The sequence below is a fragment of the Lelliottia sp. JS-SCA-14 genome (assembly GCF_035593345.1).
Lineage (GTDB): Bacteria > Pseudomonadota > Gammaproteobacteria > Enterobacterales > Enterobacteriaceae > Enterobacter > Enterobacter wanjuensis.
In genome coordinates, this window is sequence record NZ_CP141606.1 from 684928 (window position 1) to 705348 (window position 20421).

Genomic DNA, 20421 nt, shown 5'->3' on the forward strand with positions numbered 1-20421 from the left:
GCACATAAGTACGGAGAACATATGAAACGTGCATTTATTATGGTGCTGGACTCATTCGGCATCGGCGCTACAGAAGATGCAGACCGCTTTGGTGATGTCGGTTCCGACACCATGGGCCATATCGCAGAAGCTTGTGCGAAAGGCGAAGCGAACAATGGCCGCCAGGGCCCACTGACCCTGCCAAACCTGACCCGTCTGGGTCTGGTGAAAGCGCATGAAGGCTCGACAGGTAAAGTCGCTGCCGGCATGGACGGCAACGCAGAAGTGATCGGCGCATACGGCTGGGCGCACGAGCTCTCTTCCGGTAAAGACACCCCGTCAGGTCACTGGGAAATCGCCGGTGTGCCGGTTCTGTTCGACTGGGGCTACTTCTCCGATCACGAAAACAGCTTCCCGCAGAAACTGCTGGATAAGCTGGTTGAGCGCGGCAATCTGCCGGGTTACCTCGGTAACTGCCACTCTTCCGGTACCGTGATTCTGGATCAGCTCGGCGAAGAGCACATGAAAACCGGCAAGCCGATTTTCTATACCTCTGCTGACTCCGTGTTCCAGATTGCCTGCCACGAAGAGACGTTCGGTCTGGACCGTCTGTACGAGCTGTGCGAAATCGCGCGCGAAGAGCTGACCGAAGGCGGCTACAACATTGGCCGCGTCATCGCACGTCCGTTTATCGGCGACAAGCCGGGCAACTTCCAGCGTACCGGCAACCGTCACGATCTGGCCGTTGAACCGCCAGCCCCGACCGTGCTGCAGAAACTGGTTGATGAGAAAGCGGGCGAAGTGGTTTCCGTCGGTAAAATCGCGGATATCTACGCCAACTGCGGCATCACCAAAAAAGTGAAAGCCACCGGCCTGGACGCGCTGTTCGACGCGACCATCAAAGAGATGAAAGAAGCGGGCGACAAGACTATCGTCTTCACCAACTTCGTGGACTTCGACTCCTCCTGGGGCCACCGTCGCGACGTCGCCGGTTATGCTGCCGGTCTGGAACTGTTCGACCGCCGTCTGCCGGAGCTGCTGGAGCTGGTCGGGGAAGATGACATCATCATCCTGACCGCTGACCACGGCTGCGACCCAACCTGGACCGGTACCGACCACACCCGTGAGCACATCCCTGTGCTGGTGTACGGCCCGAAAGTGAAACCAGGATCGCTCGGCCACCGCGAAACCTTCGCGGACATCGGCCAGACCATTGCGAGCTACTTCGGTACTTCGCCAATGGACTACGGCAAAAACATGCTGTGATGCGCATGCCCGGCGGCGCTACGCTTGCCGGGCCTACGATTTTGTAGGCCGGGTCAGGCGCAGCCGCCACCCGACAAAACAACACTTTTAAAAGGATCTGAAGATGGCTACCCCACACATTAATGCAGAAATGGGCGATTTCGCGGACGTAGTATTAATGCCTGGCGACCCGCTGCGCGCGAAGCACATTGCTGAAACCTTCCTCGAAGACGTGCGTGAAGTGAACAACGTGCGCGGCATGCTGGGCTTCACCGGGACTTACAAAGGCCGCAAAATCTCCGTAATGGGCCACGGTATGGGTATCCCGTCCTGCTCCATCTACACCAAAGAGCTGATCACCGATTTCGGCGTGAAGAAAATCATCCGCGTGGGCTCTTGCGGTGCCGTGCGTATGGACGTGAAACTGCGTGACGTGGTCATCGGTATGGGTGCCTGCACCGATTCCAAAGTAAACCGTATGCGTTTCAAGGATCATGACTTCGCAGCGATCGCTGACTTCGGCATGGTACGTAACGCGGTAGACGCAGCCAAAGCGCTGGGCGTTGACGCGCGCGTCGGTAACATCTTCTCTGCTGACCTGTTCTATTCCCCGGACGGCGGCGAAATGTTCGACGTGATGGAAAAATACGGCATCCTGGGCGTGGAAATGGAAGCGGCTGGCATCTACGGCGTCGCGGCTGAGTTTGGTGCGAAAGCGCTGACCATCTGCACCGTGTCTGACCACATCCGTACTCACGAGCAGACCACTGCCGCTGAGCGTCAGACCACCTTCAACGACATGATCAAAATCGCGCTGGAATCTGTTCTGCTGGGCGATAAAGAGTAAGTTTGTTTTGTGCCGGGTGGCGGCTTCGCCTTACCCGGCCTACATTCTTTTCTCCCTCTCCCTGTGGGAGAGGGCCGGGGTGAGGGCACCAGACCGCACTCATCTCACCGCTTTCGCCACCCACTCTGACAACTCCCGCAACTCTTTTTCCTGCTCCGGGAATTCTGCTATCAGCGCATCACACGCCTGCTGCAAACACTCCGCACGATACAAACATCCCTGCAATCGGGCTGCCAGCGCTTCCAGCGGGGCCGGGTTCAGACTATCGGTAAACACCTGCGTGCGCGTAATGATGCCGCGCTCGACGTCGAAATGTAGCTCCACGCCGCCCCAGGTAAAACGCTCATCCAGCAGATGCGAGAACGCCGGAGCCTGACCGAAGTTCCACTCCCAACTGCTCTGACGCGCAAAGGTCTCGGCAAAATTCGGCAGGTCCGGGGTGTGGTCCGGGGAGATCACTTCCGCCTCGACGCGCTCGCCGTAATGGTCAAAGAACGCCTCCTGGATCGCCGCGCAGATCTGTTCGTGGGTCACGCCGGGCAACAGCTCAACCAGATTCGCCACGCGGCCGCGCACCGAGGTAATCCCCTTGGCCTGCAGCTTTTTCTTATCGGGATTGAGATAGTTTGCCAGACGGCTTAAATCGGCGTTGAGCAGCAGAGTGCCGTGGTGGAAACCGCGATCTTTGGTTTCGCGATAGGCCGAGCCGGAGACTTTCCGGTCGCCTTCGGGCGTTTTTACTACCAGGTCGTTGCGCCCGGAGGCTTCCGCCGTCACGCCGAGGACATTCAGGGCGTTCAGCACAATCGCCGTGGAGATGGTTTTATCGTACTCCGGTTTACCGGCCATAAAGGTAAAGCAGGTATTCCCGAGGTCGTGGAACACCGCGCCGCCGCCGCTGCTGCGACGGGCCAGGCGGACGTTGTCCTCTTCCATGCGTCGCGTATTGCACTCTTTCCACGGGTTCTGTGCGCGGCCAATGACCACCGTATCGGCATTGCGCCAGAGGAACAGCACGCGCTGGGTGGCAGGCATCTGGCGGAAGATGCACTCTTCCACCGCGAGGTTGAACCAGGGATCGTAAGAGTCAGAGATAAGCAGGCGGAGCGTCGTCATGGCAGATTTCCTTTTCCGAATCGTACGCCCATTTTACCACTATTCTTTCTTCTCGCTCTCTTCCTCTTCCGGCACCGATTTGCTGGCCGTCAGCAGGAATGGCGACTGCTGCCAGCGCGTGCGTTTGCCCTGCAACAGCGTGCGCGTTAACACCACGCCAATCGCCAGCGAAAGGAGTAACATCAGACGCAGAATGTTGGTGGTGTTATCCACCTGTTTGGCTTCGGTCGGCAGGGTGTGGGTGTCGAGGGTCAGACGCAGATAGCCGAGCGGGCCATTTTTGCCCTGAATCGGCTCGACGATTTGCTGATTGAAATAGCCGCCGGCCTTTTTGCCGTCCAGCGCCAGCCGGTCGCGGACGTCAACGTGCTCACCGGCGCGGGCAATGAGATCGCCCTCTTCGTCGTACACGCCCGCGTCCAGAATGCGGCTGTTTTCCGTAATCTGACGCAGGATTTGCGCAATGCGTTTATCGTCCGGCGTCTCGGTGCGCATCGCCGGTGCGACGCTCAGGGTCACCTGGCGGGCGAGGGTACGCGCCAGCTCTTCGAGCTGTGGATTACGTTGTCGTTGATGATTCTGGCTAAACCAGGATGCCCCTTGCATCAGCGCCACCAGAAGCGCGAGGCAGGACAGGACAATCACTGCACGATGTAGCCGGAATTTCAGTTTTGCGCGAGCCATATTCCACCTGCTGAAAATTTACGGCTTAATGTTGCCAGAAGTGATGGTTACAGGGTAGCCTCATGCGTTATTTTCCCCCTGGAACCTTCCGGCGCGAACCAATTTACAGGAGCTTCAATGCCGAACATTACCTGGTGCGACCTGACCGATGACGTCTCTTTATGGCCAGGATTGCCGCTCTCATTAAGTGGCGACGAGGTCATGCCTCTGGACTACCATGCGGGGCGTAGCGGCTGGCTGCTGTATGGCCGTGGCCTGGATAAGCAGCGCCTGACGCAATACCAAACCAAGCTCGGCGCGGCGATGGTGATCGTGGCGGCCTGGTGCGTGGAAGATTATCAGGTGCTGCGTCTGGCCGGTTCGCTGACGCAGCGCGCCACCCGTCTGGCACATGAAGCCGGGCTGGATGTGGCTCCGCTGGGGAAAATCCCGCATCTGAAAACGCCAGGGCTGCTGGTGATGGATATGGATTCGACTGCCATCCAGATTGAGTGCATCGACGAAATCGCCAAACTGGCCGGCAGCGGCGAGATGGTGGCGGAAGTGACCGAGCGCGCGATGCGCGGCGAACTCGATTTTTCCGCCAGCCTGAAACAGCGCGTCGCCACCCTGAAAGGGGCCGATGCCAACATTCTGCGCCAGGTGCGCGACGAACTGCCGTTAATGCCAGGCCTCACTCAGCTGGTGCTGAAGCTTGAAACGCTCGGCTGGAAAGTGGCGATTGCCTCCGGCGGGTTCACCTTCTTTGCGGACTACCTGCGCGACAAACTGCGTTTGACCACGGTGGTGGCCAACGAGCTGGAGATCCGCGACGGTAAACTGACCGGGGAAGTGATCGGCGATATCGTGGATGCGCAGTACAAAGCCAACACCCTCACGCGCCTGGCGGAAAAATTCGAAATCCCTGTCGCGCAGACCGTTGCCATCGGCGACGGCGCGAACGATCTGCCGATGATCAAAGTGGCGGGTCTGGGCATCGCCTATCATGCCAAGCCAAAAGTAAACGAAAAGACGGAAGTCACCATTCGTCATGCTGATCTGATGGGCGTGTTCTGCATCCTGTCCGGCAGCGTGAATCAGAAATAATCAGAGGTAAACCGTGGCGAAAGCTCCAAAACGCGCATTTGTCTGTAATGAATGTGGTGCGGATTATCCGCGCTGGCAGGGGCAGTGCAGCGCCTGTCATGCCTGGAACACCATCACCGAAGTGCGCGTGGCCGCTTCGCCAACCGTGGCCCGCAACGAGCGTCTGACGGGCTATGCGGGCAACGCCGGCGTCTCGAAAGTGCAAAAACTTTCTGAGATCAGCCTCGATGAAGTGCCGCGCTTCTCCACCGGTTTTAAAGAGTTTGACCGCGTCCTGGGCGGCGGCGTGGTGCCGGGCAGCGCAATCCTGATCGGCGGTAACCCCGGTGCCGGTAAATCGACGCTGCTGCTGCAAACCCTGTGCAAGCTCTCTGAGCAGATGAAAACCCTGTATGTCACCGGGGAAGAGTCGCTGCAACAGGTGGCGATGCGCGCGCACCGTCTCGGTCTGCCGACCGGCAATCTCAACATGCTGTCGGAAACCAGCATCGAACAGATCTGCATGATCGCCGATGAAGAGCAGCCGAAGCTGATGGTCATCGACTCCATCCAGGTGATGCACATGGCGGACATTCAGTCCTCGCCGGGCAGCGTGGCCCAGGTGCGCGAGACGGCGGCTTATCTGACGCGCTTCGCCAAAACGCGCGGCGTGGCGATCGTGATGGTCGGCCACGTCACCAAAGACGGCTCGCTGGCCGGTCCGAAAGTGCTGGAGCACTGCATCGACTGCTCGGTGATGCTCGACGGCGACGCTGATTCTCGCTTTCGCACCCTGCGCAGCCACAAAAACCGTTTTGGTGCGGTGAATGAACTGGGCGTTTTCGCCATGACCGAACAGGGGCTGCGTGAAGTTAGCAATCCGTCGGCGATTTTCCTCAGCCGTGGCGAAGAAGAGACGCCGGGCAGTTCGGTGATGGTGCTCTGGGAAGGGACGCGCCCGCTGCTGGTTGAGATTCAGGCGCTGGTGGATCAGTCGATGATGGGTAACCCGCGTCGCGTCGCGGTCGGCCTTGAGCAAAACCGCTTAGCGATTCTGCTGGCGGTACTGCACCGCCACGGTGGGCTACAGATGGCGGATCAGGACGTGTTCGTCAACGTGGTCGGCGGCGTGAAAGTGACCGAAACCAGTGCTGACCTGGCGCTGCTGCTGGCGATGGTCTCCAGCCTGCGCAACCGACCGTTGCCTCAGGATCTGGTGGTCTTTGGCGAAGTGGGGCTGGCAGGGGAAATTCGCCCGGTCCCGAGCGGACAGGAGCGTATCTCCGAAGCGGCGAAACACGGTTTCCGTCGCGCGATTGTGCCTGCTGCCAACGTGCCGAAAAAAGTGCCGGAAGGGATGAAAATTTTCCCCGTCAAAAAACTCTCCGATGCGTTAAATGTTTTTGACGACATATAATTACCTATTCGATTTTGCAGGAGGCACCGTAATTTATGTCAACATTTGACTACCTGAAAACCGCGATCCGCCAGAAGGGCTGCACGTTGCAGCAGGTGGCGGAAGCCAGCGGAATGACCAAGGGCTATTTAAGCCAGCTTCTGAATGCCAAAATCAAAAGCCCGAGCGCGCAAAAGCTGGAAGCTTTGCACCGCTTTCTGGGCCTCGAATTCCCGCGCATGCAAAAGAACATCGGCGTGGTGTTTGGCAAGTTCTACCCGCTGCACACCGGCCATATCTATCTGATCCAGCGTGCCTGTAGTCAGGTGGATGAGCTGCACATCATCATGGGCTACGACGACACGCGTGACCGTGCCCTGTTCGAGGACAGCGCCATGTCCCAGCAGCCGACCGTCTCGGACCGTTTGCGCTGGCTGCTCCAGACCTTTAAATACCAAAAAAATATTCGCATTCATGCCTTTAACGAAGAGGGCATGGAGCCATATCCGCACGGCTGGGATGTGTGGAGTAACGGCATTAAAGCCTTTATGGAAGAGAAGGGGATCGCCCCGAACTGGATCTACACCTCTGAAGAGTCCGATGCGCCGCAGTTCCGCGAGCATCTGGGCACCGAAACGGTGCTGATCGACCCTAAGCGCACCTTCATGAACATCAGCGGCGGGCAGATCCGCGAAAACCCGTTCCGCTACTGGGAATACATCCCGACAGAAGTGAAGCCCTTCTTTGTGCGCACGGTGGCGATTCTGGGCGGCGAATCAAGCGGTAAATCGACGCTGGTCAACAAGCTGGCGAACATCTTCAACACCAGCAGCGCGTGGGAGTATGGGCGGGATTACGTCTTCTCGCACCTCGGCGGTGACGAGATGGCGCTCCAGTATTCCGACTACGACAAAATCGCGCTGGGCCACGCTCAGTACATTGATTTCGCGGTGAAATACGCCAACAAAGTGGCATTTGTCGATACGGATTTTGTCACCACCCAGGCGTTCTGTAAAAAGTACGAAGGGCGCGAGCACCCGTTCGTGCAGGCGCTGATTGACGAGTACCGGTTCGACCTGGTGATCCTGCTGGAAAACAACACCCCGTGGGTCGCCGACGGAATGCGCAGCCTCGGCAGTTCCGTCGACCGCAAAGAGTTCCAGACCATGCTGGTGGATATGCTGCGCGAGAATAACGTCGAGTTCGTTCACGTCGAGGAGTCGGACTACGATGGCCGGTTTCTGCGCTGCGTCGAGCTGGTGAAGGAGTTGATGGGGGAGCGGGAGTAAAGACCGCTCCGATCGGTCCCCTCTCCCTTTGGGAGAGGGTTAGGGTGAGGGGACAATGACCTCAGAATTCCACCACCACCTTCCCGCGCATATGCCCGTCCAGTACTTTCCGGTGTGCCTCGGTGATGCTCTCCACGCTTAAGCCGTGCAGGGTGTCGCTCAGCGAGCTTTCCACCACGCCGGTATCCACCAGCTTCGCCACCTCATTCAGAATCTCACCCTGGCGCGCCATATCTGCGGTCTGGTACATGCTGCGCGTATACATAAATTCCCAGTGCAGCGCGGCAGATTTCGACTTCAGCTTGCTCTGATCCAGCGGACGATCGTTCTCCACGATGGTACAGATATGCCCCTGCGGCGCGATCAGGTCGCTGACCGCGTCCCAGTGCCCGTCGGTGTCGTTGAGGATGAAAATATAATCCACGAATTTTATGTCGTGCTTCGCCAGCTCACCCTTCAGGTCACGATAATTCACCACTAAATCCGCGCCTCGATCCCGGCACCATTGGGCTGAGTCTTCGCGCGAGGCGGTGGCGATCACCTTGATCTTACTGTTGTGTTTGGCGAAGGGGATCGCCAGCGATCCGACGCCGCCCGCACCGCCGATGATCAGCAGCGTTTTGTCCGATCCGGCGTCCTGAATATTCAGGCGTTCAAACAGTCCTTCCCATGCCGTCAGCGCGGTCAATGGCAGTGCGGCGGCGGCGGCCCAGTCGAGGCTCTGCGGTTTGTGGCCGACGATGCGTGCGTCAATCAGCTGATGCGTGGCGTTGCTGCCCGGACGGGTGATGTCCCCGGCGTACCACACTTCGTCACCGGCTTTGAACTGCGTGACACTCGCGCCGACCGCTTTCACAATCCCGCTGGCGTCCCAGCCCAGAATGCGCGGGGACTGCAGGCCGTTTTTACTCAGGCTGGCATGGACTTTGGTATCGACCGGGTTCACGGAGACGGCTTTCACTTCGACCAGGAGGTCGTGCTCGCCGGGCTGCGGCATTGGCTGGGTGATCTCAATAAATGTGGATGGCTGGTCGGGATTAACGGCAATGGCTTTAACGGACATGGTGAACTCCTTATGGAATGCGTGTGTTGAGGCTAGTCTATTAAGTCGCCACTTGCGTGATAAGATGGACAATCAATAACAAAGTGTTCGTGTGAGATGAACAGTGATGTTTAAACAGCTTCAGGATATGGCCCTGTTTGCGCTGGTGGCGGAGATGGGCAGCTTTACCGCGGCGGCGCAAAAAGCGGGCCTGCCGAAATCGAGCGTCAGCCAGCGGGTCAGCCAACTTGAGCAGCAGGTTGGTATCCGGCTGCTGAACCGCACCACCCGCAAACTTAATTTAACCTATGCGGGCGAGCACTATCTGGTGCACTGCCGCGAGATGCTGGCGGCCAGCGAGCGCGCGGAATATGCCATTCAGCGTCTGCGCGATAACCCCGGCGGACGGCTGCGCGTCACTTCCCCGGCGGGAATTGGTGCCACGCTGCTGGCGCATCTGAACGCGGAGTTCCAGCGTCGTTATCCCGATGTCTCACTCGATGTTTGTATTTCGGATGATGTGCAGGATCTGGTGGAGTCGGGCTACGACGTGGCGCTGCGCACCGGTAAACCGCAGGATTCGTCCCTGATTGGCCGTATGATTGGCAATTGCCCGCGCTACATGCTGGCCTCGCCCGACTATCTGGCGCGTTTTGCCCCGCTGGACCATCCGCGCCAGCTGGTGGATCACCGCTGTATCACCCACAAAGCCTGGCCGGAGTGGCTGCTGCGGCAGCACGGCGAGGATTATCGTCATCTGCCTGACAATGCGCACGTCACGGATAACCTGGTGTATGCCCGCGAAAGTGCCATCGCCGGGGCGGGGATCACGCTGCTGCCCGCGTTTTTGCTGGAAGATAAAATCGAGAAGGGGGCGCTGGTGCAGGTGCTGCCGGAGTGGAGCGTGGAAGGAAACGAACTGTGGCTGGTCTATCCGAGCAGGAAGCTGAATTCGCCTGCGCTGATGAGCTACATCCAGTTTGCGATGCAGTTTGATGAGGTGAAGCGGTTTTACGTGGGGGGGTGATTGCCGGGTGGCGGCTACGCCTTACCCGGCCTACAAAAAACCGGTCGTGCGGCCTGATGCCCTCACCCCGGCCCTTATGTCTTGATCTTCTCCGCTTCTGCGGAGAAGATCCCCGACTGATCATCGGGAGGTTACCGGTGAGCATCACCCGGCCCTGGTGCCACTGAGCCCGTGGGAGAGATTATGCCCCGGTAACCTGTTTCCCTGTCGCCTCAAGACCGAACGGTATCCTGTGCCCTGAGCACCCACATATAAGGATGGTCCGGCGATATTATTCATAAGGTTACGGAGTGCCATGATGGAGCTTATTCCTGTCGGCGTTGATATCGCCAAACTCAAATTTGATGTCGCCGTCCTGCTGCCTAATCAGAAATACAAAACCAAAAAATTCCCCAACACCTCTGCCGGATGCCGCGAGTTCCTCAGCTGGCTGGCACGTTTTGGCGACTGCCATGTCTGCATGGAAGCGACGGGCTGCTACAGCACTGAACTTGCCACCCTGCTGGCCGATAACGGCTGCTGTGTCAGCCTCGAAAATCCCGCCCGCATACACGCGTTTGGCAATACGGAGCTGACCCGCAACAAAACGGACAAAAGTGATGCGGCACTGATAGCCCGCTACTGCGCCCTGTATCAACCCGCCCCCTGGTATCCTGCGCCGCTGAGCGAGCGTCAGCTGACGGCGCTGGTACGCCACCTGCGTAATCTGGAAGAGATGCGGCAGATGGAGATGAACCGCCTTGAAGCAGCCGACGAGGTCATTGTTCCCTCACTGCATGAACACGTTGCCATGCTGGATGAACTGATTGACGAAACACGAAAAAAAATCAGCCAGCACATCGATGATAACCCTGACCTGAAGCGGGACAGGGAACTGCTGAAGAGCATCCCCGGGATCGGTGAAATGCTGAGCGTGAGCCTGCTGGCGTTCGCGGGTAATCTGAGACGGTTCAGTGACAGTAAGGCACTGGTGGCTTACGCCGGGCTGAATCCACGGCGCTGTGAGTCGGGGATGTGGAAAGGAAAGAGCAGGCTGTCAAAAGTAGGTCACGCAGAGCTGCGCAGTGCCCTGTATATGCCGGCAGTGGTGGCGGGTAGGTGCAATGAGGTGGTGAAGAATCTGATGGACAGGCTGGCAGCGAGAGGAAAAACAGGGAAGGAACGCGTATGTGCCGGGATGAGAAAACTGCTCCAGCTGGCTTATGGCGTGGTGAAATCCGGACGAGAATTTAATGCTGAAATACCGCTTGCCGGATAACCGACAAGACGGTATCTCTCCCACGGGAGAGGGAGAAAACATAAAAAACGGCAACCGAAGTTGCCGTTTTGCTTTTATTTCGATATACGCTTGTACTTAATACGTTTTGGCTCCAGCGCATCCGCGCCGAGGGTACGTTTCTTGTACTCTTCGTATTCGGTGAAGTTACCTTCGAAGAACTCCACTTTACCCTCGTCCTGGTAATCCAGAATGTGGGTTGCGATACGGTCGAGGAACCAACGGTCGTGGGATATCACCATTGCACAGCCCGGGAACTCCAGCATGGCGTTTTCCAGCGCGCGCAGGGTTTCAATGTCCAGGTCGTTTGTTGGTTCATCGAGGAGCAGAACGTTACCGCCAACCTGCAGCAGTTTCGCCAGGTGCAGACGACCACGTTCACCACCGGACAGCTCGCCGACGCGTTTACCCTGATCCACACCTTTGAAGTTGAAGCGGCCAACGTAGGCGCGGCTCGGCATCTCGGTGTTACCGATACGCATGATATCCTGCCCGCCGGAAACTTCTTCCCACACGGTTTTGCTGTTGTCCATCGCGTCACGGAACTGATCCACAGAGGCCAGTTTCACGGTGTCGCCCAGCGTAATGGTGCCGCTGTCAGGCTGTTCCTGACCGGACATCATGCGGAACAGCGTCGATTTACCCGCGCCGTTCGGACCGATGATCCCGACAATCGCCCCTTTCGGCACGGAGAAGCTCAGGTCGTCGATCAGCAGGCGATCGCCGTAAGACTTACGCAGATTGCTCACTTCAACGACTTTATCCCCCAGACGTGCTCCAGGTGGGATAAACAGTTCGTTGGTTTCGTTACGTTTCTGGTATTCGGAGTTGTTCAGCTCTTCAAAGCGTGCCAGACGGGCTTTGCCCTTAGACTGACGGCCTTTCGCGCCCTGACGAACCCACTCCAGCTCTTTCTCAATCGATTTACGACGAGCCGCTTCCTGAGAAGCTTCCTGCGCCAGACGCTGATCTTTCTGCTCCAGCCAGGAGGAGTAGTTGCCTTCCCACGGAATACCTTCCCCGCGGTCCAGCTCCAGGATCCAGCCTGCGACGTTATCGAGGAAGTAACGGTCGTGGGTAATTGCCACAACGGTCCCTTCGAAGTCGTGCAGGAAGCGTTCCAGCCAGGCAACGGATTCGGCATCCAGGTGGTTCGTTGGTTCGTCGAGCAGCAGCATGTCTGGCTTTTCCAGCAGCAGACGGCACAGCGCGACGCGGCGGCGTTCACCCCCGGACAGTTTTTCGATTTTCGCGTCCCAGTCTGGCAGGCGCAGGGCATCGGCCGCACGCTCCAGCTGAACGTTCAGGTTGTGGCCGTCGTGCGCCTGGATAATTTCTTCGAATTTACCCTGTTGCGCCGCCAGTTTGTCGAAGTCCGCATCCGGTTCAGCGTACTTCGCGTAGACTTCATCCAGACCTTTCAGGGCGTTAACGACTTCGGAAACGGCTTCTTCGATGGATTCGCGAACGGTGTGTTCCGGGTTCAGCTTCGGTTCCTGCGGCAGATAACCGATTTTGAGACCAGGCTGCGGGCGAGCTTCACCTTCGATATCGGTATCGATACCGGCCATGATGCGCAGCAGGGTGGACTTACCGGCACCGTTGAGACCCAGGACACCGATTTTTGCGCCAGGGAAGAAGCTCAGCGAGATATTTTTCAGAATATGACGTTTCGGCGGAACCACTTTGCCGACACGATGCATGGTATAAACGAATTGAGCCACGTGGACTTCGCCTCTTTTATAGTAAAGAAAATGGTATACAGCTGCGAAGTGTAGCCTTTTTCATGGCCTAATCCCAGACACGAACGTCGGGAGTGTTAAAACGCGCAAGAAAGGTAAAAAAGTGTCCATGACGTGGCGTGTTGCGGAATGCCTGGTTAGCATAGATCCATTACATTTGTAGGTGGCAAGACGCCGCAACAGTATTCAACAAAATGAGGAAGAGCTTGTGGAAAAAGCCAAACAGGTGGTCTGGCGTCTGCTGGCTGCCAGCGTCTGCGTGATGACGATAAGCCACGCAGCGCATGCCGATTCACTGGATGAACAGCGCAACCGCTATGCGCAGATCAAGCAGGCGTGGGACAGTAAGCAGATGGATACCGTGCAGGCCCTGATGCCGACGCTGAAAGAGTATCCGCTCTACCCGTATCTGGAATATCGCCAGATTACCGACGATCTCATGAACCAACCGACGCTCACCGTCGCTAATTTTATTCAGGCCAACCCCACGTTGCCCCCTGCCCGAACCTTACAGTCGCGCTTTGTGAACGAACTGGCACGACGCGAAGACTGGCGCGGCCTGCTGGCCTTCAGCCCGGAAAAACCGGGCACCACCGAGGCGCAGTGTAATTTCTATTACGCCAAATGGGCGACGGGCCAACAGCAGGAAGCCTGGAACGGCGCAAAAGATCTGTGGCTGACGGGGAAAAATCTGCCGAACGCCTGTGACTCGCTATTTGGCGCCTGGCGCGCATCGGGCCAGCAAGATCCGCTGGCCTATCTCGAACGTATTCGTCTGGCGATGAAAGCCGGGAACACCCGTCTGGTGACCACTCTGGCCGGGCAGATGCCGTCAGATTATCAGACCATTTCCACGGCGGTTCTCCAGCTCGCCAACGATCCGAATTCCGTACTGACCTTCGCCCGCTCGACCGGCGCGACGGATTTCACGCGCCAGATGGCGGCGGTGGCCTTTACCAGCGTGGCGCGTGACGATGTGGAAAACGCGCGGCTGATGATCCCGCAGCTGGTTCAGGCGCAGCAGCTTAACGACGATCAAACCCAGGATCTGCGCGATATCGTCGCGTGGCGTCTGATGGGCACCGATGTCACCGATGAACAGGCGCGCTGGCGTGACGATGCGATCATGCGTTCGAACTCTACGTCGCTGGTGGAACGCCGGGTGCGTATGGCGCTCGGCACCGGCGATCGCCGGGGCTTAAATACCTGGCTCTCCCGCCTGCCGATGGATGCCAAAGAGAAAGACGAATGGCGTTACTGGCAGGCCGATTTGCTGATGGAGCGTGGGCGCGATGACGAAGCGAAAGAGATCCTCCACTCTCTGATGCAGCAGCGCGGCTTCTACCCCATGGCGGCGGCGCAGCGCCTGGGTGAGGAGTACACGCTTAAAATCGACAAAGCCCCGACCAACGTCAACTCAGCCCTGATTCAGGGTCCGGAAATGGCGCGGGTGCGCGAGCTGATGTACTGGAGCATGGATAACACGGCGCGCAGCGAGTGGGCCAACCTGGTGACCAGCCGCAGTAACGACGAAAAAGCCCAGCTGGCGCGCTACGCGTTTGATAACCGCTGGTGGGATCTGAGCGTGCAGGCGACGATCGCCGGGAAGCTGTGGGATCATCTGGAAGAGCGTTTCCCGCTGGCCTACAAAGATCTGTTTGATCGTTACACCAGCGGAAAAGACATTCCGCAGAGCTACGCGATGGCGATTGCCCGTCAGGAGAGCGCGTGGAACCCGAAAGTGCGCTCACCGGTTGGAGCCAGCGGCCTGATGCAAATCATGCCCGGCACCGCCACGCACACGGTGAAGATGTTTAATATTCCAGGCTACAGCAGCCCGTCGCAGCTGCTTGACCCGGATACCAACATCAACATCGGCACCAGCTATTTGCAGTATGTCTATTCCCAGTTCGGCAATAACCGTATCTTCTCGTCTGCGGCCTATAACGCAGGGCCTGGGCGCGTGCGGACCTGGCTTGGCAACAGCGCCGGACGCATCGACGCGGTGGCGTTTGTCGAGAGCATTCCGTTCTCGGAAACGCGCGGGTATGTGAAGAATGTGCTGGCCTATGACGCTTACTATCGCTACTTCATGGGGCAGAAAGATACCCTGATGAGCGACGCCGAGTGGCAGAGAAAGTATTAATCCAGACGGGTTGTGTTATGCTTGTACTCGTCTAAGAGTACAAACGGCGGCATAACATGACCCAGCATTCCCCTTATTCATCGGCGATGGCCGAACAGCGCAATCAGGAGTGGCTTCGTTTTGTGGAGCTGCTTCGCCAGTCCTATGAGAAAGATCTGCACTTACCGCTGATGCAATTGATACTGACACCCGACGAGCGTGAAGCGTTGGGCACGCGTGTGCGCATTATCGAAGAGTTACTGCGCGGTGAGATGAGCCAGCGTGAGCTGAAAAGCGAGCTGGGGGCGGGCATCGCGACGATCACCCGTGGCTCGAACAGTCTCAAATCAGCCCCGGTGGAGTTGCGCCAGTGGCTTGAGGAAGTGTTGTTGAAAAATGCCTGATGGCACGTTTCTGTAGGCCGGGTAAGGCGAAGCCGCCACCCGGCATTAGCGTGGCCGGTTGCCTGATGGCGCTACGCTTATCAGGCCTACGGCTCATCGATTGGGTTTTGTAGGCCGGGTAAGGCGAAGCCGCCACCCGGCAATGGCGCGGCCGGTTGCCTGATGGCGCTGCGCTTATCAGGCCTACGGTTCATGGACTGGGTTTTGTAGGCCGGGTAAGGCGAAGCCGCCACCCGGCAATAGCGCGGCCGGTTGCCTGATGGCGCTACGCTTATCAGGCCTACAACGGCGGAATCAGCCGTATACCGCGTTATGAAACGGGCTTAACGCCAACACCACCGCCTGATGGTACACGCTCGAACGCGTCAAGGCTCCGGCGGTAAACACGCCAATCGCTCCTTCTTTACGACCAATCTCATCAATGCCGGTGTACTGCGACATCACTGGTCCGAGCGCCTCTCCGGCGCGCACTTTTTCCAGAATGATGGCCGGTAAAGGCAGCGTCGCCGAGCGCGATTCACCGCGCTGCTCGCGGCTCTCGATCACCACCCAGCTAAAGGTGGCTCCCTCGTCAATCCCCGCCTCAATCGCCACCCAGAAATCAGCCTCAGGGCGCGCGGCCTTCGCATTCACGACGCGATTTCGTGCGCCAGCGCGCGTTTCCTCGCTCCCGAACGGCTGTTCAGGGACGCCGCTCTCGACGCCGACGGCGTCAATGTGGCAGGATCCTTCGCCGAAGATCTCTTCAAATGCCCTTAGAATTGCCTGAATTTTGGCAGGATTAGTGGTAGCAGAGACAACATGGTGCATAATTAAGCTCGATTCAAAAAAAACTCATCGCAGTATAACGGAAAAAAAGCATGTTACAGGTTTACCTTGTTCGCCACGGTGAAACGCAGTGGAACGCCGAGCGACGTATTCAAGGGCAGTCAGACAGTCCTCTCACCGCCAAGGGTGAGCAACAGGCATGGCAGGTCGCGGAACGTGCCAGATCCTTAGGCATCACGCACATTATCGCCAGCGATTTAGGTCGTACGCAGCAAACGGCGCGCATTATTGCCGAAGCCTGCGGGTGCGACATTATCCTCGATCCTCGCCTGCGCGAACTCGACATGGGCGTGCTCGAAAAGCGTCATGTGGATACCCTGACGGAACAGGAAGAGGGCTGGCGGCGTACGCTCGTCAACGGCACGGAAGATGGCCGTATTCCGCAAGGCGAATCCATGCAGGAGCTGAGCGTGCGCGTACAAGCGGCGCTGGCGGATTGTCTTAAACTGCCGCAGGGCAGCCGTCCGCTGCTGGTGAGTCACGGTATCGCGCTGGGATGTCTGGTGAGTACCATTCTCGGACTGCCAGCCTACGCGGAACGCCGTTTGCGTCTGCGCAACTGCTCCATTTCCCGTATCGACTATCAGGAAAGCCCGTGGCTGGCTTCAGGTTGGGTGGTGGAAATGGCAGGGGACATCTCGCATCTGGACGCCCCTGCGCTGGATGAACTGCAGCGCTAGCGGCGCACTGGAATCAGGTATTCCATCCGCAGATTGATTGGGCCTACTTCCGGTCGGGCATCGCTGGCCGGGTAGTAGCGCTCAATATCCTGACCTTTGCGGCGGTTCAGATTCAGCATCGGCATGCAGGTGCCGTAAACGGTCAGGATAAACTCCTGAACGCCCGTGCCCAGCCCTTCGTAGGTGAACATCACGTATTCACCGCCTTCCAGTACCACCGGTTTCGAGCCCTGGATGTAGCCGTTGGCCATCTCCGGCGTGAGCGCGGTGGTGTAGAACACTTCCTGCTCGTCGTCTTTTTCCATGCTCGGATGCGTTTCGTTCAGGCCATACAGCAGCGGCGGAAGCGCCGGGGCGTGTCTCAGGAAATCGCGCCAGAACTGGGTGCGCATCTGATGACGGAATTCGGAGATCTGCTCCAGAGAACAGGTGTAGCTTTGCGTCGTGCCGATGAGATGGGTCTCTGGCAGGACCGTGAATTCGTATTTTGGCATCGCGAATTCACCCAGGCGCAGCGGCGGACGCATACCAAATGAACTCCAGTCGGGTGAACGACGATAGAGCGCAGGCGTCAGCGAGAACTGTTTTTTGAAGGCGCGGGTGAACGTCTGCTGCGAGTCAAAACGGTATTGCAGGGCAATATCCAGAATAGGGCGTGCCGTCAGGCGCAGTGCCACAGCCGATTTTGAAAGACGACGTGCACGAATATAGGCACCGATAGCATGACCGGTGACATCCTTGAACATCCTTTGCAAATGCCACTTGGAATAGCCTGCTTTTGCCGCCACATTATCCAGTGACAAAGGCTGGTCCAGATGACCTTCCAGCCAGGTAAGCAGATCGCGAATAATTCCAGCCTGATCCATATACTATCCTCATCCTTAAAACAGCAGGTGCCTGATAACAGGGTAGCGGATAATAGCATTTTTTGATGTTTTAGCATTCAGTGTTTTTTTTGCGCATTAATGCTTTTTGCCGCACATTATGGGCAATAAATTGCTAATCCTGTGATCTTGCTACATTTTTATTCGGTTTGTTGAATAATCGCTCAATGTAATTTTAAAGAATGGTAACAATATGAAATACAAGACATTGATCTTCACTGCTCTGATGTTAATCGTAGGCCGTCACGCGCTGGCTGAAGAAGTTGGCTCCGTCGATACCGTGTTCAAGATGTTCGGTCCGGACCATAAAATTGTGGTCGAAGCCTTCGACGATCCGGATGTGAAAAACGTCACCTGCTACATCAGCCGCGCGAAAACGGGCGGCATTAAAGGCGGCTTAGGGCTGGCGGAAGATACGGCCGATGCGGCGATCTCTTGCCAGCAGGTCGGGCCCGTCGAACTGAGCGACAAAATCAAAAACGGCAAAGCGCAGGGCGATGTGGTGTTCCAGAAACGGACCTCGCTGGTGTTTAAAAAGCTGCAGGTGGTGCGTTTTTATGACGTCAAACGCAACACGCTGGCGTACCTGGCCTACTCCGATAAAGTGGTCGAAGGATCGCCGAAAAACGCACTGAGCGCAGTGCCGATTATGCCGTGGCGCTAACCCAGGGAAAGACGATGCAGCAACCCTTGATTTGGCTGGTGGAAGACGAAATCAGCATCGCCGAGACGCTGATCTACATGCTTTCGCAGGAAGGTTTTGCGGTAAAAGCGTTCGAACGCGGGCTGCCTGCGCTCGACGAGGCGCGACGTCAGGCACCTGCGCTGGCGATTCTGGATGTGGGTTTGCCGGATATCAGCGGATTTGAGCTGTGTCGTCAGCTGCTGGCGCAGCACCCGTCGCTGCCGGTGCTGTTCCTCACGGCCCGCAGTGATGAAGTGGATAAGCTGCTCGGGCTGGAAATGGGGGCGGATGATTACGTCGCCAAACCTTTTTCCCCGCGCGAAGTGTGCGCCAGGGTGCGGACCATTTTGCGCCGGATGCAAAAATCCGCGCTGCCATCAGACATCGTGCGTATCGGACAGTTTGAACTCAACGAGCCGGCGGCGCAGATCAGCTGGTGCGGCGAGCCATTACTTTTGACGCGCTACGAATTTTTGTTGCTCAAAACCTTGCTCCACGCGCCGGGCCGGGTGTTTTCCCGCCAGCAGCTGATGGACAAAGTCTGGGGTGAGGACGGCGACAGCTTCGATCGCACCGTGGATACCCACATCAAAACCCTGCGCGCCAAACTGCGCGCCGTGAATGCAGATCTTTCGCCGATCAGCACCCATCGCGGCATGGGCTACAGCCTGGGGCTGGTGTAATGCGCATTGGCATGCGCCTGCTGCTGGGCTATTTCCTGATCGTTGCTATCGCGGCCTGGTTCGTGCTGTCGATCTTTGTGCAGGAGGTCAAACCCGGCGTGCGTCGGGCGACTGAAGGCACGCTGATCGACACTGCCACGCTGCTGGCGGAAGTGGGGCGTGACGATCTGCTGAATGGCGATCCGCAAAACGGCAGGGTGGCGCAGGCATTTTCTCAGCTCCATCAGCGGCCGTTTCGCGCCAACATTGGCGGCATCTACAAGGTGCGTAACGAGTATCACGTCTACATGACCGACGCCCAGGGCCGGGTGGTGTTTGATTCCACTGGAAAAGGGCTGGGCGAGGATTATTCCCGCTGGAACGACGTCTGGCGCACCCTGCGCGGGCAGTACGGGGCGCGTAGCACTCAGGACGATCCGAACGATCCCAACAGCACAGTGATGTACGTGGCGGCGCCGATTGTGGATCAGGGAAAAATTATCGGCGTCCTGTCGGTGGGGAAACCGAACAGCGCGATGGCGCCGGTGATCCAGCGCAGCGAGCGACGCATTCTCTGGGCGGGTGGCGCGCTGCTGGGGATTGCCCTGCTGATCGGGCTGATCGTCGCCTGGTGGATTAACCGCTCCATCAGCTCTTTGTCGCGTTACGCCGATTCAGTCACCCACGAGACGCCGCTGCCGTTGCCCGACCCCGGCAGCAGCGAGCTGCGCAAACTGGCGCAGGCGCTGGAAAACATGCGTATCCGTCTTGAAGGCAAAAATTACATTGAGCATTACGTTCACGCACTCACCCACGAGCTGAAAAGCCCGCTGGCGGCGATTCGCGGTGCGGCGGAGATCTTAGCGGAACAGCCGCCGCCGTCGGTGGCTGCGCGGTTTATCGATAACATTCTGGTGCAGAATGCGCGCATGCAGTCGCTGGTCGAGAAGCTGCTCGAGCAGGCGAAGCTGGAAAATCGCGTGGAGATTGTCCCGACCAGGGTAAGTATTGACGCGCTGTTCGCGCGCATCACCGACGCCCGTTCGACGCAGCTGGCGGCAAAGAACATCAGGCTGACAGGCAACGGGGCAGCGCTAACGGTCGAAGGCGACGCGGATCTGCTGGAGCAGGCGCTGGGCAATTTGCTCGACAACGCTATCGACTTCACGCCATCCGGCGGAAGCATTGAGCTCAGCGCCGAAGAGACGCAGAAACAGACTCTGCTGAAAGTCACGGACAGCGGCAGCGGCATCCCGGATTACGCGCTGGCTCGCATCTTTGAGCGCTTCTACTCACTGGCGCGCGATAACGGCCTGAAAAGCAGCGGCCTCGGGCTGGCATTTGTGCAGGAGGTGGCGCGGTTGCATCACGGCGATATTCAGCTTCACAACCGTGAAGCGGGCGGCGTTGAGGCGATTTTGAGACTTCACCGTCCCTTCACATAA

The 20421-nt window shown here is 57.9% G+C and carries 19 protein-coding genes; 13 read left to right on the forward strand and 6 right to left on the reverse strand.

The features are described 5' to 3' along the window. Window positions 1-21 precede the first annotated feature (21 nt). Together deoB and deoD are read left to right on the forward strand one after the other, a co-directional pair. Window positions 22-1245: a phosphopentomutase gene (gene deoB / locus U9O48_RS03290; protein ID WP_282493467.1), complete on the forward strand. Its 1224-nt coding sequence runs from the start codon at window positions 22-24 to the stop codon at window positions 1243-1245. A 103-nt stretch (window positions 1246-1348) separates the two neighbouring features. Next, window positions 1349-2071, forward strand: a complete 723-nt coding sequence (deoD, locus tag U9O48_RS03295) for a purine-nucleoside phosphorylase (protein WP_095280675.1) — start codon at window positions 1349-1351, stop codon at window positions 2069-2071. A 99-nt stretch (window positions 2072-2170) separates the two neighbouring features. Here the strand turns inward: deoD and lplA are convergent, their stop codons facing one another. Together lplA and U9O48_RS03305 are read right to left on the reverse strand one after the other, a co-directional pair. Then, a complete protein-coding gene (lplA, locus tag U9O48_RS03300) occupies window positions 2171-3187 on the reverse strand; it encodes a lipoate--protein ligase LplA (RefSeq protein ID WP_324723508.1) in 1017 nt (338 codons plus the stop codon). A gap of 39 nt (window positions 3188-3226) precedes the next feature. Next, entirely contained in the window at window positions 3227-3871 is a 645-nt protein-coding gene (locus U9O48_RS03305) for a YtjB family periplasmic protein (RefSeq protein ID WP_282493469.1), read from the reverse strand. Window positions 3872-3988: 117 nt separating this feature from the next. On the opposite strand from U9O48_RS03305, the gene serB reads away from it, so the two are divergent. The 3 genes from serB to nadR are packed head-to-tail and all read left to right on the forward strand — an operon-like array spanning window position 3989 to window position 7621. Continuing rightward, on the forward strand, window positions 3989-4957 hold the full coding sequence (serB, locus tag U9O48_RS03310; RefSeq protein WP_324723509.1) for a phosphoserine phosphatase: 969 nt from the start codon (window positions 3989-3991) through the stop codon (window positions 4955-4957). Window positions 4958-4970: 13 nt separating this feature from the next. Next, complete coding sequence (radA, locus tag U9O48_RS03315; protein WP_282493471.1) at window positions 4971-6353, forward strand: DNA repair protein RadA; 1383 nt, start codon at window positions 4971-4973, stop codon at window positions 6351-6353. Window positions 6354-6388: 35 nt separating this feature from the next. Beyond that, complete coding sequence (gene nadR, locus U9O48_RS03320; protein WP_282493472.1) at window positions 6389-7621, forward strand: multifunctional transcriptional regulator/nicotinamide-nucleotide adenylyltransferase/ribosylnicotinamide kinase NadR; 1233 nt, start codon at window positions 6389-6391, stop codon at window positions 7619-7621. 61 nt (window positions 7622-7682) lie between these two features. On the opposite strand, the gene U9O48_RS03325 is transcribed toward nadR, so the two are convergent. Then, complete coding sequence (locus U9O48_RS03325; RefSeq protein ID WP_285157682.1) at window positions 7683-8684, reverse strand: zinc-binding alcohol dehydrogenase family protein; 1002 nt, start codon at window positions 8682-8684, stop codon at window positions 7683-7685. A 106-nt stretch (window positions 8685-8790) separates the two neighbouring features. On the opposite strand from U9O48_RS03325, the gene U9O48_RS03330 reads away from it, so the two are divergent. Together U9O48_RS03330 and U9O48_RS03335 are read left to right on the forward strand one after the other, a co-directional pair. Then, a complete protein-coding gene (locus tag U9O48_RS03330) occupies window positions 8791-9690 on the forward strand; it encodes a LysR family transcriptional regulator (RefSeq protein ID WP_285150414.1) in 900 nt (299 codons plus the stop codon). Between the two features lie 295 nt (window positions 9691-9985). Continuing rightward, on the forward strand, window positions 9986-10948 hold the full coding sequence (locus U9O48_RS03335) for an IS110 family transposase (RefSeq protein WP_285143723.1): 963 nt from the start codon (window positions 9986-9988) through the stop codon (window positions 10946-10948). Window positions 10949-11022: 74 nt separating this feature from the next. Here the strand turns inward: U9O48_RS03335 and ettA are convergent, their stop codons facing one another. After that, window positions 11023-12690 carry an energy-dependent translational throttle protein EttA gene (ettA, locus tag U9O48_RS03340; RefSeq protein WP_100777722.1) on the reverse strand — a complete coding sequence of 556 codons (1668 nt, stop codon included), beginning with the start codon at window positions 12688-12690 and terminating at the stop codon, window positions 11023-11025. Window positions 12691-12916: 226 nt separating this feature from the next. On the opposite strand from ettA, the gene sltY reads away from it, so the two are divergent. Next, window positions 12917-14854 carry a murein transglycosylase gene (gene sltY / locus U9O48_RS03345; RefSeq protein WP_282493475.1) on the forward strand — a complete coding sequence of 646 codons (1938 nt, stop codon included), beginning with the start codon at window positions 12917-12919 and terminating at the stop codon, window positions 14852-14854. Window positions 14855-14910: 56 nt separating this feature from the next. Further along, window positions 14911-15237, forward strand: a complete 327-nt coding sequence (gene trpR, locus U9O48_RS03350) for a trp operon repressor (protein WP_282493476.1) — start codon at window positions 14911-14913, stop codon at window positions 15235-15237. Between the two features lie 294 nt (window positions 15238-15531). Here the strand turns inward: trpR and yjjX are convergent, their stop codons facing one another. Then, window positions 15532-16047: an inosine/xanthosine triphosphatase gene (yjjX, locus tag U9O48_RS03355; protein ID WP_285153726.1), complete on the reverse strand. Its 516-nt coding sequence runs from the start codon at window positions 16045-16047 to the stop codon at window positions 15532-15534. A 50-nt stretch (window positions 16048-16097) separates the two neighbouring features. Here yjjX and gpmB point away from each other — a divergent pair, with 50 nt between their 5' ends. Further along, window positions 16098-16745, forward strand: coding sequence for a 2,3-diphosphoglycerate-dependent phosphoglycerate mutase GpmB (gene gpmB, locus U9O48_RS03360; protein WP_282491569.1), 648 nt, complete (start codon window positions 16098-16100; stop codon window positions 16743-16745). On the opposite strand, the gene robA is transcribed toward gpmB, so the two are convergent. Continuing rightward, window positions 16742-17611: an MDR efflux pump AcrAB transcriptional activator RobA gene (gene robA / locus U9O48_RS03365; protein ID WP_324723510.1), complete on the reverse strand. Its 870-nt coding sequence runs from the start codon at window positions 17609-17611 to the stop codon at window positions 16742-16744. The genes gpmB and robA overlap by 4 nt on opposite strands. A 211-nt stretch (window positions 17612-17822) precedes the next feature. Between robA and creA the strand changes: the two genes are divergently transcribed. Genes creA through creC form a run of 3 tightly spaced genes read left to right on the forward strand, consistent with a single transcriptional unit; the run spans window position 17823 to window position 20421 of the window. Next, window positions 17823-18293, forward strand: coding sequence for a protein CreA (gene creA, locus U9O48_RS03370; protein ID WP_285150617.1), 471 nt, complete (start codon window positions 17823-17825; stop codon window positions 18291-18293). A gap of 14 nt (window positions 18294-18307) precedes the next feature. After that, window positions 18308-18997 carry a two-component system response regulator CreB gene (gene creB, locus U9O48_RS03375; protein WP_285146061.1) on the forward strand — a complete coding sequence of 230 codons (690 nt, stop codon included), beginning with the start codon at window positions 18308-18310 and terminating at the stop codon, window positions 18995-18997. Then, entirely contained in the window at window positions 18997-20421 is a 1425-nt protein-coding gene (gene creC, locus U9O48_RS03380; protein ID WP_324723511.1) for a two-component system sensor histidine kinase CreC, read from the forward strand. Before creB ends, creC begins: the two co-directional genes overlap by 1 nt.